Annotated in this window: 16 protein-coding genes; all 16 read left to right on the top strand. The window is 40.0% G+C overall.

Annotation, left to right across the window (positions count from 1 at the left end; genetic code table 11):
* Window positions 1–18: 18 nt before the first annotated feature.
* The 16 genes from galT (at window position 19) to fabI (ending at window position 15,234) form a co-directional block, all read left to right on the top strand.
* Window positions 19–1,497: a UDP-glucose--hexose-1-phosphate uridylyltransferase gene (gene galT / locus FC32_RS10040; RefSeq protein WP_025087841.1), complete on the top strand. Its 1,479-nt coding sequence runs from the start codon at window positions 19–21 to the stop codon at window positions 1,495–1,497.
* Between the two features lie 32 nt (window positions 1,498–1,529).
* The gene (locus tag FC32_RS10035; RefSeq protein WP_056957427.1) at window positions 1,530–3,725 is read left to right on the top strand and encodes an alpha-galactosidase; all 2,196 of its coding nucleotides are present in this window, start codon (window positions 1,530–1,532) and stop codon (window positions 3,723–3,725) included.
* 161 nt (window positions 3,726–3,886) lie between these two features.
* Window positions 3,887–4,738 carry an alpha/beta hydrolase gene (locus FC32_RS10030; RefSeq protein WP_025087840.1) on the top strand — a complete coding sequence of 284 codons (852 nt, stop codon included), beginning with the start codon at window positions 3,887–3,889 and terminating at the stop codon, window positions 4,736–4,738.
* Window positions 4,739–5,156: 418 nt separating this feature from the next.
* Complete coding sequence (gene fabZ / locus FC32_RS10025) at window positions 5,157–5,594, top strand: 3-hydroxyacyl-ACP dehydratase FabZ (protein ID WP_035459647.1); 438 nt, start codon at window positions 5,157–5,159, stop codon at window positions 5,592–5,594.
* 78 nt (window positions 5,595–5,672) lie between these two features.
* Window positions 5,673–6,113, top strand: a complete 441-nt coding sequence (locus FC32_RS10020; RefSeq protein ID WP_025086772.1) for a MarR family winged helix-turn-helix transcriptional regulator — start codon at window positions 5,673–5,675, stop codon at window positions 6,111–6,113.
* Window positions 6,114–6,133: 20 nt separating this feature from the next.
* Complete coding sequence (locus FC32_RS10015; RefSeq protein ID WP_025086773.1) at window positions 6,134–7,111, top strand: beta-ketoacyl-ACP synthase III; 978 nt, start codon at window positions 6,134–6,136, stop codon at window positions 7,109–7,111.
* A gap of 21 nt (window positions 7,112–7,132) precedes the next feature.
* Window positions 7,133–7,378 carry an acyl carrier protein gene (locus tag FC32_RS10010; protein ID WP_025086774.1) on the top strand — a complete coding sequence of 82 codons (246 nt, stop codon included), beginning with the start codon at window positions 7,133–7,135 and terminating at the stop codon, window positions 7,376–7,378.
* 12 nt (window positions 7,379–7,390) lie between these two features.
* Window positions 7,391–8,326, top strand: coding sequence for an ACP S-malonyltransferase (locus FC32_RS10005; RefSeq protein ID WP_025086775.1), 936 nt, complete (start codon window positions 7,391–7,393; stop codon window positions 8,324–8,326).
* Window positions 8,323–9,054: a 3-oxoacyl-[acyl-carrier-protein] reductase gene (gene fabG / locus FC32_RS10000; RefSeq protein WP_025086776.1), complete on the top strand. Its 732-nt coding sequence runs from the start codon at window positions 8,323–8,325 to the stop codon at window positions 9,052–9,054. The genes FC32_RS10005 and fabG overlap by 4 nt, the downstream gene beginning before the upstream one ends.
* Before the next feature lie 20 nt (window positions 9,055–9,074).
* Entirely contained in the window at window positions 9,075–10,316 is a 1,242-nt protein-coding gene (gene fabF / locus FC32_RS09995) for a beta-ketoacyl-ACP synthase II (protein WP_025086777.1), read from the top strand.
* A gap of 253 nt (window positions 10,317–10,569) precedes the next feature.
* Window positions 10,570–11,019, top strand: coding sequence for an acetyl-CoA carboxylase biotin carboxyl carrier protein (gene accB, locus FC32_RS09990; RefSeq protein WP_025086778.1), 450 nt, complete (start codon window positions 10,570–10,572; stop codon window positions 11,017–11,019).
* A gap of 2 nt (window positions 11,020–11,021) precedes the next feature.
* Window positions 11,022–11,444 carry a 3-hydroxyacyl-ACP dehydratase FabZ gene (gene fabZ, locus FC32_RS09985; RefSeq protein ID WP_025086779.1) on the top strand — a complete coding sequence of 141 codons (423 nt, stop codon included), beginning with the start codon at window positions 11,022–11,024 and terminating at the stop codon, window positions 11,442–11,444.
* A 14-nt stretch (window positions 11,445–11,458) separates the two neighbouring features.
* The gene (gene accC, locus FC32_RS09980; RefSeq protein WP_025086780.1) at window positions 11,459–12,838 is read left to right on the top strand and encodes an acetyl-CoA carboxylase biotin carboxylase subunit; all 1,380 of its coding nucleotides are present in this window, start codon (window positions 11,459–11,461) and stop codon (window positions 12,836–12,838) included.
* Entirely contained in the window at window positions 12,825–13,688 is an 864-nt protein-coding gene (accD, locus tag FC32_RS09975) for an acetyl-CoA carboxylase, carboxyltransferase subunit beta (RefSeq protein WP_025086781.1), read from the top strand. The genes accC and accD overlap by 14 nt, the downstream gene beginning before the upstream one ends.
* On the top strand, window positions 13,675–14,451 hold the full coding sequence (gene accA / locus FC32_RS09970; RefSeq protein WP_035459623.1) for an acetyl-CoA carboxylase carboxyltransferase subunit alpha: 777 nt from the start codon (window positions 13,675–13,677) through the stop codon (window positions 14,449–14,451). Before accD ends, accA begins: the two co-directional genes overlap by 14 nt.
* 18 nt (window positions 14,452–14,469) lie before the next feature.
* Window positions 14,470–15,234 carry an enoyl-ACP reductase FabI gene (fabI, locus tag FC32_RS09965; protein ID WP_025086783.1) on the top strand — a complete coding sequence of 255 codons (765 nt, stop codon included), beginning with the start codon at window positions 14,470–14,472 and terminating at the stop codon, window positions 15,232–15,234.
* Window positions 15,235–15,278: the final 44 nt, after the last annotated feature.

Below are 15,278 nucleotides of genomic sequence, written 5' to 3'. Positions count from 1 at the left end.
AATTAGAGGTGGTATGAGATGCAAAAAGATGTAGTCTCAAGTTTTGTTGCTGAGGTCATTTTGCAAGGTGACTATACGCAAATGGATCAGCCATATTTATATAACCGGGTGTTAGCACTTGTGGGCGAAGAAAATCTTGTCCAAGAAGTTGCAGAAAGTGACTTGATCACGTTAAAAGATAAGTTAGTCGAAATCGCACTTAAAAATGGTAAAGTTGGTGAGACCCTAAATGAGCAAGATAATTTAGGCGCAGAATTAATGAACTTTATTATGCCACTCCCAAGTGTGTTGAACCAAAAATTTTGGCAAACATACCAAACTGATAAGCAAAAGGCGATTGCAGATTTCTATCAATTAAGTCAAAAAAATGATTATATCAAGACTAAAGCGATCGCTAAAAATATGGCGTACAGTGTTCCCACTGAATATGGTGAGATCGAGATCACGATCAATTTGTCTAAGCCAGAAAAAGACCCTAAAGCAATTGCGGCAGCTAAAAAAATGAAACAAACTGGCTACCCTAAATGCCAATTATGTATTGAAAATGAAGGTTATCAAGGACGAATCGATTATCCAGCACGTGCCAATCACCGGATCATTCGCTTTGATCTTGCCGGAAAAACATGGGGCTTTCAATACTCACCGTATGCTTATTTCAATGAACACTGCATTTTCTTGGATGAAAAACATGAGCCCATGGTCATAAATGAACAGACTTTTGCGCAATTACTCGCGATCGTTGCTCAATTCCCAGGTTATTTTGCTGGAAGTAATGCAGATCTACCGATCGTTGGTGGCTCGATTTTGACTCATGAGCATTACCAAGGAGGCAATCATGCCTTTGCAATGCAAAAAGCCCCAATTGAAAAAGAACTTACTTTTGCTGGTTTTGAAGACGTGACGGCTGGGATCGTTAAGTGGCCAATGTCGGTTATTCGCTTACGTGCTAAAGACAGTCAACGTGTAGTCAAGTTAGCGGGTAAGATCTTAGATAAGTGGCGGGTTTATTCCGATGAGAGCGTCTCAGTTCGCGCCAAAACAAATGATGAGTTACATCACACGATCACGCCGATCGCACGTAAACAAGGGGAAATGTTTGAACTAGACTTAGTTTTACGTGATAACCAAACTTCAGCCCAATATCCTGATGGAATTTTTCATCCCCATCAAGATGTGCAACACATCAAAAAAGAAAATATTGGCTTGATCGAGGTTATGGGCTTAGCAATCTTACCACCACGTTTAAAGGATGAATTAAAAGAAGTCGAAAAATATCTCTTAGCTCAACCAAATCAAGTGGCTGCTTATCATCAAAAATGGGCAGCCGAACTTAAAGAAAAATATCCTGATATTAACGAGCAAAACGTTGCGCAAATCGTGCAAACTGAAGTTGGAAAAGTTTTTGCGCGTGTGCTCGAAGATGCTGGGGTATTTAAACGAGATGATGTTGGTCAAGCCGCTTTTTATAAGTTTGCAGAATTTGTTGGTTTAGCATAGTTATAGGCAAGAATTAGCGAGTGGGTGATCAGATGGAAAAATTAATTGAAATTGATGAAAAAAACAAGGTGTTTCATCTGCATAATGATAAGATTTCATATTTGTTTGAGGTCGAGCAGGGTGGTTACTTAGGGCATTTGTATTTTGGAACAAGAGTTTTCGATTATCATGGACAGTTGCATTATCCGCGCGTCGATCGTGGTTTTTCCGGAAATTTACCTGGAAGTTTGGAACGGACATATTCCTTAGATTCTTTATTGCAAGAATACAGTGGCGCTGGAACTGGTGATTATCGCACTCCAGCGTTAGATTTGCAAAATGCAGATGGTTCTTTTGTTGCGCGTCTGACCTATCAAGGTTATGAATTGCTAGCGGGCAAGCCTAAGTTAGCTGGTTTACCGGCATCATATGCAACTGAGTCGGAAGCACAAACATTGGCGATCAGCTTAAAAGATGAAGTTAGTGACGTTGAAGTTACGTTGTTTTATACGATTTTTAAAGAGCTAGCGATCATTGCGCGCTCGGTCAAAGTCACAAATTGTGGGCAAGAGCCGCTTACCTTAAAAAAGGTCGCTTCAATGCAGTTAGATTTGTTACAACAAGATCTAGAAGTGATCTCACTTCCCGGCGCCCATGCTAATGAGCGACATATGCAACGAGAAGCAGTCGGGCAAGGGCGTAAGGTATTTGAAAGTCGGCGTGGGAGCTCTAGTCATCAAATGAATAGCTTTATTGCGCTGTTAGATCAACATGCTACGGAATTTGCGGGGAATGTTTATGGCTTTAATTTAGTGTATTCCGGAAATCACAGTTTTGAAGTTGAAAAAGATCAGTTTGAACAGACTAGAGTTGTTGTTGGCATAAATGATTATAATTTTTCTTGGCAATTAGCTCCCGGCGCTACCTTCCAGACCCCAGAAGTCTTATTAGCTTTTTCTGACAAAGGCTTAAATGAAATGAGTCATAATTATCATGAACTGCTCAGAAAGCATATTGTACGTGGGAAGTTTAAGGCTAAAGAACGCCCGATCTTAGTTAATAATTGGGAAGCTACTTACTTTGATTTTAATGAAGCTAAGTTAAGACCGATTGTTGATGAAGCTAAAGCCTTAGGGATAGAAATGTTTGTCCTAGATGATGGCTGGTTTGGAAAACGTGATGATGATAATACGTCTTTAGGTGACTGGCAAGTTTACGCGCGTAAGTTTCCTAAGGGGTTGAAAAATTTTGCTGATTATGTGCACGCCCAAGGCTTACAATTTGGTATTTGGCTCGAGCCAGAAATGATCTCTTATGATTCAGATCTCTATCGGACTCATCCAGAGTATCTGATGCAAGTTCCTAAGCGAACACCAAGTCCATCGCGTAATCAATACATTTTAGATTTGACCCAAAAAGAAGTCCGGCAAAATGTGCTTAAACAATTAAGTGAGTTGCTTGATCAAGGCTTCATTGACTATGTTAAATGGGATATGAACCGCAATATTTCAGATGTTTATGCCCATGCTTTACCAGCAAATCAGCAAGGTGAAGTTTATCATCGCTATATTTTAGGACTATATGAAATATTAGAGCATCTGACCACTAAATACCCTGATATTTTGTGGGAAGGGTGCTCTGGTGGGGGCGGTCGGTTCGATACAGGCTTTGCATATTATATGCCACAGTCTTGGACAAGCGATAATACTGATGCGCTCGCACGACAGACGATCCAATATGGGACGTCACTTGTATATCCGCCGTCGGTCTTTACTGCGCATGTGTCAGCTGTGCCTAATCATCAAACTGGGCGGATCACGCCACTGGCAACACGTGGTGCCGTCGCGATGAGTGCTGTTTTTGGTTATGAGTTAGATCTGACTAAGTTGACTGCTGAAGAAAAAGCAGCGGTCAAGAAACAAGTTGCTACTTACAAGCAATTACGCCCACTTGTTCAATTTGGCGATTTTATTCGTCTAAAAGCCCCAGCTAAGCAAAATCAATGTGCTTGGATGTTTGTGGCCAAAGATAAAAATGAAGCCCTTGTCTTTGTTTTTGATCGTTTAGCTAGCGCGCAGCCAACTCATACACTAACTAAATTGGCAGGTTTAACAGCAAACAAGCATTACCAAGAACAGACGACTAAAGAGATTTTTACGGGGAGTGAATTGATGAACCTTGGTTTCTATGATCCACTTCACCGGCATGACTTTACGGCAGATATGTACCATTTTAAAGCTATTAACTAGCTAACATCATAGAACCTATGACAGCACTTTTGAGCTCAAAAGTGCGATGTCATAGGTTTTTTAGGTAGAAAAAAGTTTTTTGTTAAGTTATCGGAATTCTTGTGATATGATATGGTCGTGTTCTTAGAAATAAAAATAAACGCTAGAAGGGACTAACAACGGTGAGAAGAAAAATTTTGTGGCCACTGGCAATCGTGATCTTAATAGTTTTTGGAGGAGGGTTGATCGTTTCACAAAGTCTACGTGAAAATGCGAGTCAGCAGTACGAAAAGACTAAGGTTCCTACTTTGTTTTTACATGGTTACGGCAGTAGTTATCGCGCCGAAAAATATTTGGTCAATAAGATCGTGAAAGCTGGCGTAACTCAAAATGTTATTCGAGCTAATGTATCTGCTAACGGTAAGGTTACTTTAAGTGGTGCTTTACCCCAAAATGCCTACAACCCATTGATCGAAGTTAATTTTGAGAATAGTCGCGAAAAAGATTATCGTCAAAATGGTAAATGGCTCAAAAATGTGATCGTTAAGCTCCAAAAAACGTATGGTTTTACTAAATTTAATGTAGTAGCTCATTCAATGGGCAATATGACGCTAGCGTATTATATGTTAGATAACGGACAAAATAAAAAATTGCCCCAGTTACAAAAACAAGTTAACATTGCGGGACATTACAATGGAATTTTAGGTGTAGATGATACCGCTAATGAGATGAAGTTAGATGCTGAAGGTAAGCCCAAACAAATGGCGAAACCATACCAAGAGTTGCTGAAGCTAAATGAGACCTATCCCCAAAATCAAGTTTCCGTGTTAAATATCTATGGTGATTTAAAGGATGGGAGCGATTCTGATGGGCGCGTCTCCAATGCTTCATCGCTATCAGAAAAATATTTATTGCGCAATGTAGCTAAGAGTTACCAAACTTTAGAGATCACTGGTAAAAATGCCCAACATAGCAAATTGCACCAAAATGCTAAAGTAGCACAAGCAATCATCAACTTTATTTGGAAAAAATAAAAAAACAGGTCAAGTGAAAAAAGCTTGGCCTGTTTTTTAGTACAATTTGCATGCTTAAACTAGAAATGAGCGAATTTAAAGTATTAAAAAAGTTTAAAAGTTTGAATAACAAAATAAATTTGAAATTTAAAAAATACTTTTTATATTCGTTATAATTTATTTTATTATAAAATAAATTTGGTTTTTAACAAAAAAGATAAATCTTTTTTAACGGCGTTAGACTAATGATATCAAGCGGTATTTTGAAGTTATTAACTATTTTTTGAACTGCAGAAATAAAGTATAGTATTTTATATTTTTGACAATAAAAATGTCAAAAATACGGTTTGACACTGACCGATAAATATAATATTATTCGACTATCGAATATTTTGGTATTCGAAATACTTTGAAAGAGGTGGCGTGTTTGACAAAGATCATGGATGCTCAAGAGATCATGGAGCTTATTCCTAACCGCTATCCAATTTGTTATATTGATTATGTTGAAGAACTCATTTTAGGAGAAAAAGTCACAGCTGTAAAAAATGTGACGATCAATGAATCTTTTTTTAAGGGGCATTTCCCTAACAATCCGGTAATGCCGGGAGTTTTGATTATTGAAACTTTAGCGCAAGCTGCGTCGATCTTGATTTTAAAAGATCCTAATTTTTTAGGAAAAACAGCTTACTTAGGGGCGATCCACAATGCGCGTTTTCGTAAAGTGGTTCGACCAGGTGATGTTTTAAAATTAGAGGTCACAATGGAAAAACAAAAAGAAAATATGGGAGTCGTGAAAGCCAAGGCCTTAGTTGATGGTAAAAAGGTTTGCACGGCTGAACTGATGTTTATCGTAGGTCGAACTGATAAGGAGATTTAATGGTAATTTTGTCTTTTTTCTGCTATTATTTTGATAATCAAACTTTATGGAAACCAAAATATTAAGGCGGGATAATTTATGGATAAGACAAGTAGATACATTAATGACGCTTTGGTTCAGATCTATAGTGGTATTTTGTGGATCGAGGAAAAAGAGTTGAAAAAGAGCCGTTTTAATGATTTAACGATCAAAGAAATGCATGCAATCAATGCAATTTCGATGTACAACCATAAAACTGCTTCAGAAGTAGCGCGTGAGTTACATTTAACGCCAGGCTCTTTGACCGCTACGATCGACCGTTTAGTGAAAAAAGGCTATGTTGAACGAATTCGTGGTAATGACGATCGGCGGGTGATACGCCTTGGTTTAACTAAAAAAGGGCGCCTGATGTATCGGGCACATGATGCTTTTCATCATAAAATGGTCGAAGGATTCTTAAAAGATACCACTCCCGAAGAACTTCAGGTGATCGAAAAAGCGATCAAAAATTTAGAAAACTTTTTAAGTGAACATTCTTAAAGTAAAGTGGAAGTGTGGTAATGGAAAAATTAAAGGTCATTGCGACAGCAAGTGCTTTACCAGCACAACGCGTGACTAACGATGATTTGGCTTTGATCATGGAAACGTCTGATGAATGGATCAAGACACGGACGGGCATCAAGGAAAGACGGATCAGCCTAGCGGAAAATACAGCGCAACTTTGTACTAAAGTAGCGACAAAGTTGTTGGCCAAAGGCAAGCTTACAGCTGATCAGCTCGATTTGATCATTGTTGCGACTATGTCACCAGATAGCAATACTCCAGCGACCGCAGCTATCGTTCAAGGTAATATTCAAGCGACAAATGCTTTTGCCTTTGATATTTCAGCTGCTTGTTCTGGCTTTGTATATGCTTTAAAAACAGCCACAAATTTTTTGAAAGACGAAAAAATCAAAAATGTGATGGTTATTGGTGGCGAAGTCCTGTCAAAGTTGATTGATTGGAACGACCGTACGACTGCTGTTTTATTTGGTGATGGAGCAGCGGGTGTTTTATTAACAGCTAATGATTCTGGGAGTGGAGTCTTAGGCTCTGATATCAAAACTTTTGGTGAGAGTTGTGAGAAGCTGACTGCGGGAACAGATCAAGCATTAGCTGAATTTCCCCCGCAAAGCTCCAAAACTTTACGGTCTGCCTTTAAGATGGATGGTCGTGAAGTTTATAATTTTGCAACAAGACAAGTTCCTGAGTCTTTAAAACGGGCTTGTTTTGATGCACGGATCAAACCTGAACAGGTCGATTTATTTTTATTACATCAAGCAAATGCACGCATCATCCAAAGTGTTGCTAAAAAGATGGATTTACCTTTAGCCAAATTTCCTACAAATATTGAGAGATACGGTAATACTTCGGCAGCTAGTATTCCATTATTATTAGATGAACTGGTAACACAAGGATTGGTGGTACGTGGACAAATTATCGCATTTAGCGGTTTTGGTGGTGGCCTGACTTTAGGAACCATAATTTTGAAATATTAATAATTTTTGGAGGATATTAACATGACAAAAGAAGAAATTTTAAACAAGGTACAAGAAATCGTAAGTGAACAATTAGATATTGAACCACAAGAAGTGGTCTTAACTGCTGATATCAAAGAAGATCTTGAAGCAGACAGCTTAGATGTGTTTGAAATCATGAATGAGTTAGAAGATGAATTAGACATTCAACTTGAAGCAGACGAAAGTATTAAGACGATCCAAGATGTAGTAAATCATGTGGCAACGCAAGTAGCTGCAGCTGATTAAGCGGAGGCATAAATGAAACGAGCGGTCATTTTATTTAGCGGTCAAGGCTCACAAGTTGATGGGATGGGGATAGATTTCTACCAAGCTGATCCAAGGTTTAAAGAAATGATCGATCAAGCATCAGAATTAACTAAGCTTTCGTTACTTGAAGTCTTTAAAAATTGTCAAACAGCAACGACTTTGGAATTGCAACCAGCGCTAACGGCTTTTGAAGTAGCTCTTTTTCAAATGCTGACTCAAGATTTTGAGCTTGAGATCGTTGGTGCAGTAGGGTTATCTCTGGGAGAATATCCAGCTTTGATCGCTAGTGGAGCTCTTTTTGTGCCAGAAGGACTCGCACTAGTTACAAAGCGCGCAAAGTTTATGCAAGCTGAAGCAAAAACTCAGCAGGGAGCACTTGTAGCCGTTTTAAAACCAGATTTAACAGAGCTTAACAAATTATGTCAGCAATGTAGTAATGAACAAGAAATCGTTCAGATCGCTAATTATAATTCACCTAAGCAAGTCGTTTTGGGTGGACATGTTGCTACAGTAGAACGTTTGACCACTAAATTAGCCGTCCAAGGTAAAAAAGTAGTCAAATTAAATGTGGCGGGAGCATTTCACACTCCGCTATTTGCAACTTCTAAAGCGCAATTGGCCAAAGAAGTTACGCAGATAAAGTTTAAAGATCCTGCATTTACGATCTTTAGCAATACGACAGTTGAGCCTTTTACAGCTGAAAATCTGGCATCTATTTTACCAAAACAAGTTATCGAACCAACGCACTTTGCAAAATGTTTAACGCAAACGCTTGAGACCAAACAACCGGATCTTTTACTTGAGATCGGTCCGGGGAATACTTTAAGTAAATTTGCACGGCAAATTGAGCGCAGTATTCCGCGTTATCAAGTTGATACACTTGAACGTTACCGCAAAACGTTGGCTGAATTGAGGGAGCAGGAATGAATTTAACAGGAAAAAATGTCTTTGTTTCAGGATCTTCAAGAGGAATTGGCGCTCAGATCGCGCTTGAATTTGCTAAAAAAGGCGCCAATGTTGTCTTAAATGGACGGACAAAGGTCAGTGAAGAATTGATCGCCGACATCAAAGCACAAGGAGTAACTTGTGAAGTTGTTTTAGGTGATATTTCTAATGAAGCAGATGTCTTGAAAATGGTCAAAGAAGCGACTGAAAAAATGGGAAATATTGACGTTTTAGTTAATAATGCGGGAATCACCGCGGATAAACTATTGATCGGCATGGATGAAGCTTCGTTTGAACAAGTGATCAATGTTAATTTGACCGGGACTTTCCGGATGACCAAAGCATTTTTAAAAAAGATGTGCAAAAAGCGGCAAGGGGTGATCATTAACATTTCTTCGGTCGTTGGCTTGCATGGTAATGCCGGCCAAGCGAATTATGCTGCAAGTAAGGCCGGAATCATCGGTCTTACCAAAACGACTGCAAAAGAAGGAGCCTTACGTAATGTGCGCTGTAATGCGATCGCACCGGGAATGATCGCCAGTGATATGACGAAAGAATTGAGTGCAAAAGTAAAAGATAGCATCAGTGAAAAAATATTACTTAAGCGTTTTGGAACCCCAGAAGAAATCGCACATGCAGCAATCTTTTTAGCTGAAAACGATTATATAACCGGCCAAGTCCTAACAGTCGATGGGGGCCTATCTTTTTAACAGAGTTATGAGGTGTTTAAATGACAAGAGTTGTAATTACTGGGATGGGTGCAGTAACACCGATCGGAAATAGTACAACAAAATACATTGAAGGTTTGTTTCGGGGAGATTTAGGGATCGCACCGATCACAAAATTTGATGCAACGAAAACAGGGATCACTAACGCAGGAGAAGTTAAGGATTTTGACCCATCCTTGCGAGTTGGCAAAAAAGTAGCTAAGCGGATGGATCTCTTTTCACAATATGCGGTCGATAGTGCACTACAAGCATTAGAACAAGCGCAGATCACCCCTGAAAATACTGATCCAAAAGAATTAGGCGTGATCTTTAGTTCAGGGATCGGTGGTTTGACTACGATTCAAGAACAAGTAATAAAGATGCATGAAAAAGGGCCTAAACGCGTTTCGCCGATGTTTGTGCCTACTTCGATCGTTAATATGGCAGCGGGAAATATTGCCATGCGGATCGGAGCCAAAAATATTTGTACTTCAATCGTAACTGCGTGTGCTTCAGGAACTAATTCGATCGGTGAAGCGTATCGCCAGATCAAAGAGAACCGCGCAAAAGTCATGGTCACTGGGGGTTCAGAGGCTTCTGTCAATGAGATCGGGATCGCTGGATTTGCAGCGTTAAATGCACTTTCAAGTGAGACTGATCCTGCTAAAGCATCCGTGCCATTTGCTGAAAATCGTTCTGGTTTTGTGATGGGCGAAGGTAGTGGGGCACTTGTTTTAGAAAGTTTGGAGCATGCTAAAAAGCGTAATGCCACGATTCTAGGCGAAATCGTTGGTTATGGTAGTAATTGTGATGCATTTCATATTACTGCGCCAGATCCAAATGGGACTGGCGCAGCAGATGCCATGCGTTTGGCATTAAAAGAAGCAAAAATCACGCCGGCTGAAGTTTCTTATATCAATGCTCATGGGACTTCGACCAAGGCCAATGATGCAGCAGAATCCAAAGCTATCAATCAAGTTTTTGGTAAGGACAGTGATGTTTTAGTAAGTAGTACTAAAGCAATGACAGGGCATTTATTAGGCGCAGCCGGTGCGATCGAAGCAATTGCGGTCGTTGCTAGCTTACAAAATGGTCAGCTTCCTGTTAATATAGGAATGGAAACTAAAGATAGTGAATGTGAGATCAAAATAGTAACCAAAGACAATGCAACTGTTCCAACTGCGCGTTATGCTCTCAGCAATTCATTAGGATTTGGCGGACATAATGCAGTGTTAGCCTTTAAAAAATGGGATGAACATGAGTAAGTAGGCCTTATTTTAGTTATTGTTTAGCGCTTTTTGCTAAATGTTAGCTATAATAGAGGTAATGGAGTTTTAGCGATACTTATTTTGAATGACAAAATGTTCAATAAAATGAACTAAATTTTGATTTAGTTGATCTATTTACGCTACTGGCGAACAGTAGCAAATAAATTTAAGAAAGGAAAAGCTATATTTCTTTTTCACTATGTGGAATTTTTTTCTGCATAAGCTTAGATTTTATATAGCGGTGAGTAAGTTGGATTTTAACGATATTGAAAGATTAATGAATGATTTTAAACAATCTGAAATGCGTGAATTAGAAATCACCACCGAGGGTTTTCATATTCATTTAAGTAAAAATGAGACCCCATTTCCGTTTAAAGAACAAACGGTAGATCAGCCAGCGGTTTCGGTTGCAACTAATGATACGGCTAGTGATCAAGTTCCTGCTGATGACAAGACAGCTGCGGAGTCGATCAAATCACCAATGGTCGGAAGTGTCTTTTTACAACCAAAACCAGGGGCAGATCCATACGTTACAGTTGGTTCTAAAGTGCACAAAGGTGATGTCGTGTGCATTATTGAAGCAATGAAGATGATGACAGAGATCAAAAGTGATCGCGATGGCGTTATCACTGAAATTTTGGTTGAAAATGAAGATCTAGTTGAATTTGATCAACCATTATTCAAAGTAGCGGGGATGTAAAAATGAAATTAAATAGTGCACAGATCAAAGCATTGATCCCACATCGCTATCCATTTTTGTTGATAGATCGAGTGGAAGAATTAGAACCAGGTAAAAGTGCACGAGCATTGCGTTGTGTAACTGAACATGAAGAATTGTTTGCAACACAAGCAAGTGAACCGATCTTACCTGAGCCTTTGATCATTGAATCATTAGCACAAACTGGCGCCTGTGCCTTGCTTTCGTTGCCACAATTTAAAGGAAAGACCGCGTATTTTGGTGGCATTAAGACCGCTGAATTCTTTGCGCCAGTTCATCCAGGTGATGTTTTAGAATTAGAAGTTCAGTTAGAGAAAATAAAGAGTAGTATCGGTAGCGGTCAAGCCAAAGCGGTGGTCGCTGGCAAAACGATCTGTCAAGCCGAACTAACTTTTATGATCGGATAGAAGAGGTAGGTACGATGTTTTCGAAAGTATTGGTAGCTAATCGTGGAGAGATCGCGGTCCGAATTATTCGCTCTTTAAAGGAGTTAGGAATCAAGTCGGTCGCAATTTACTCCACGGAAGATCGAGAAAGTTTGCATGTTCAATTGGCTGATCAAGCCGTTTGTGTCGGCTCAGCTAAGCCAAAAGATTCATATTTACATATGAAAAATATTTTAGCAACCGCAGTTTTGACAGGAGCACAAGCGATTCATCCAGGCTTTGGCTTTTTATCTGAAAATAGTCGTTTTGTTGAACTTTGTGAGGCTTGTGGGCTAGTTTTTATCGGACCACGGCACGAAACGATCGAGTTAATGGGAAATAAGGCAAACGCCCGGATCCAAATGCAAAAAAATAATATTCCTGTTATTCCAGGAAGTACTGGCTTTTTGGCGGATGCTAATGAAGCAAAAAAAGTTGCGCAAAAAGTTGGTTATCCGGTCTTATTAAAGGCTGCTGCCGGTGGTGGCGGAAAAGGGATCAGACGGGTCAATAATGAAAATGAGCTGGAAAATGCTTTTAATGAAGCTCGCCATGAAGCGTTGATCTCATTTGGTGATGAGCGGATGTATTTGGAAAAGATCATGGAAAATGTAAAACACATTGAAGTGCAAATTTTCCGTGATGATGCAGGTAATACGGTCTATTTCCCCGAACGTGATTGTTCTTTACAACGGAATAAGCAAAAAATGATCGAAGAAAGCCCTTGTGCAGTGATCACGGCTGATCAGCGCAAATATTTAGGTGAACTGGCAGTAAAAGCTGCCAATGCGATCGATTATCGTAACACGGGAACCATTGAATTTTTAATGGATCAAGACCATAAATTTTATTTTATGGAAATGAACACACGGATCCAAGTGGAACATACGGTTACTGAGATGGCAACCGGAGTCGATCTAGTCAAAGCACAAGTTAGAGTTGCTTCTGGTGAAGATCTGCCGTTTAAGCAAAAAGATATCAAGCTATTAGGAACGGCGATCGAGTGCCGGATCAATGCTGAAGATCCGGCGAAAAACTTTGCACCTTCAGTGGGAAAAGTAGATTATCTTTACTTTCCAGTTGGCAATTTAGGGATGCGGATCGATTCAGATCTGTATGCCGGGGTAAAGATCTCTCCTTACTATGATTCGATGATCGCTAAGGTGATCGTTTTAGGTGAAAACCGCCATGAAGCAATTGAAAAACTTAAGCGTCTCTTAGAAGAAATGGTGATCTCGGGTATCAAGACAAATCAAAACTTCTATTTAACGATCTTAGAAGATCAGAAATTTTTAGAAGGTACGTTTACGACCGATTATTTGGAACGGGTATTACTCCCTAAATGGAAGAAGGAAAGGTCAAATGAAACTATTTGAGGAAGCAAATACTTTACAAAATAAACAAGTAAAAGCAAATAAAGCCGCCGAACAAAAAGTACCTGCTGGGTTGTGGATCGCTTGTCCTAAGTGTGGTTATGAAATTTTTCACGAAGATGTAGGACTCTTTCATGAATGTCCCCAATGCTTTTATGGCTTTCGGATCAAAGCACGAGAACGTTTAACGTGGTTAGTTGATTCTTTTGAAGAGTTAGATTCCCAGTTAGACACCGATGATCCGTTGAATTTTCCGGGATACCAAACTAAATTGACCGCAGCTAAGCAAAAAACAGAACTAAATGATTCCATTTTGACTGGAATCGCAACTATTTCAGGGCAAAAATGTGCTTTAGCGATCATGGATCCGTATTTTATTATGGGTTCTTTAGGAAAAATTACCGGGGAAAAATTGACGCGTTTGTTTGAAAAAGCAACCAAGCTTTCTTTACCAGTCATTGTATTTACCGCTTCTGGTGGGGCGCGGATGCAAGAAGGAATCAATTCTTTGATGCAGATGGTCAAAGTTTCTAACGCGGTTGCTGCCCATTCGGCCAAGGGTCTGTTGTATATTTCAGTTTTGACCGATCCGACTACTGGTGGTGTTACGGCTAGTTTTGCCATGCAGGGGGATTTAATCTTGGCCGAACCACATGCGATGATCGGTTTTGCCGGAAAACGTGTGATTGAACAGACGATCCATCAAAAGATCCCTGATGACTTGCAAAGTGCAGAAACAGTGCTAAAAAACGGCTTTGTTGATGCGATCGTTAAGCGCCATGAGCAAAAAAAATACTTAGCACGATTATTAAAATTCCATCAAGGGGGTGGCAAGACAGATGTCACAGAATAAAACGGCGGCACAAATCGTTGCAGCAGCGCGCTCAGAACAAAAAATCACTACGCCAGAACTTATTACTAATTTATTTACTGATTTTTTTGAATTACATGGTGATCGTGTAAGTGCAGATGATGCTGCGATCGTAGGTGGGTTAGCGTATTTTGAAGGACGTCAAGTAACTGTCGTTGCCACTGATAAAGGTAAAACGCCAAAACAGCGAGTCGCTAAGCATTTTGGTTCACCCGAACCGGCAGGCTATCGCAAGGTTTTGCGTTTAGCTAAACAGGCCGAAAAATTTGGGCGACCATTATTGGCATTTGTCAATACCGCCGGGGCTTATCCTGGACGGACCGCCGAAGAACGTGGCCAAGGTGAAGCAATTGCCCGTTGCCTGTTAGAGTTAGGGCAAATTAAAGTACCATTTATCACGATCATTTTTGGTGAAGCGGGTAGTGGTGGTGCGTTAGCAATGGCGTGTGGTGATCGCGTCTATATGTTAGAAAACAGCATGTATACGGTCTTATCGCCTGAAGGTTTTGCCTCTATTTTGTGGAAAGATAGTAAGCGCGCAGACGAAGCTGCTGAAGTGATGCAATTAACGCCGACTGCTTTATTAAAGCAAGGGGCAATCGAAGGTGTGATCGCAGAAGATGCAGATCATACTAAGACTTTAGCGGCGATCAGAGCGGTTTTACGGCGTGAATTAGCCAACTTAGAAAATGAACCGCTCGCTGAATTAATGGCAAAGCGCTATGAGCGTTTTCGCAAATTTTAAAGTAAGGGATTTGGATGTATGGGAGATTTATTAGCAAATAAAACGATTTTAGTAATGGGTGTTGCTAATCGCCGTTCGATTGCTTGGGGATGTGCCCAAGTCATGCAAGAACAAGGTGCGAAATTGATCTACACCTATCAAAATGAACGCTTAAAAAAAAGTTTACTTAAGTTGACTGGTGATGAAGATGCGTTGCTTGAATGTGATGTTTCAAGCGATGAAAGCATTGCTAAAACCTTTGAAGAACTAAAAAAACGCTATGGAAAATTAGACGGGATCGTTCATGCGATCGCCTATGCGCCCAAAGAAGAACTCGATGGTGAGATTACCAATGCGACTAGAGAAGGTTTTAAGACGGCAATGGATATTTCAGCGTATTCGCTTTTAGCGGTAGGAAAAGAAGTGACTAGATTAGAATTGCTAAATGATCCTGCTAGTTTAGTTACCTTGACTTACATGGGTTCAACCCGGGCGATCCCAAGCTATAATACGATGGGGATCGCTAAAGCAGCATTGGAGTCGACCGTGCGTTATTTGGCACGAGATTTAGGTAAATTTGGCATCAGAGTCAATGCGATCTCAGCCGGAGCGATCAAAACATTGGCCGTAACGGGGATCAAGGGTCACTCAGATCTTTTGGAGATCTCAAAGGAACGGACAGTTGATCAAAAGGCAGTTACGATCCGAGAAGTTGGGGGCATGTGTGCCTTTTTGATGAGTGATCTTGCGACTGGTGTGATCGGTGATGTTATTTACGTTGATAAAGGGGTACATTTGATTTAAAGGGATAAGGGCGCTTTAGGAATTTTTCCTAGGCGTTTTTTTGT

The sequence above is a fragment of the Ligilactobacillus apodemi DSM 16634 = JCM 16172 genome (genome assembly GCF_001434405.1).
Taxonomy (GTDB): Bacteria; Bacillota; Bacilli; order Lactobacillales; family Lactobacillaceae; genus Ligilactobacillus; species Ligilactobacillus apodemi.
The sequence above is the reverse complement of the archived record's forward strand: the minus strand, read 5'-3'. Positions and strand labels throughout refer to the sequence as shown.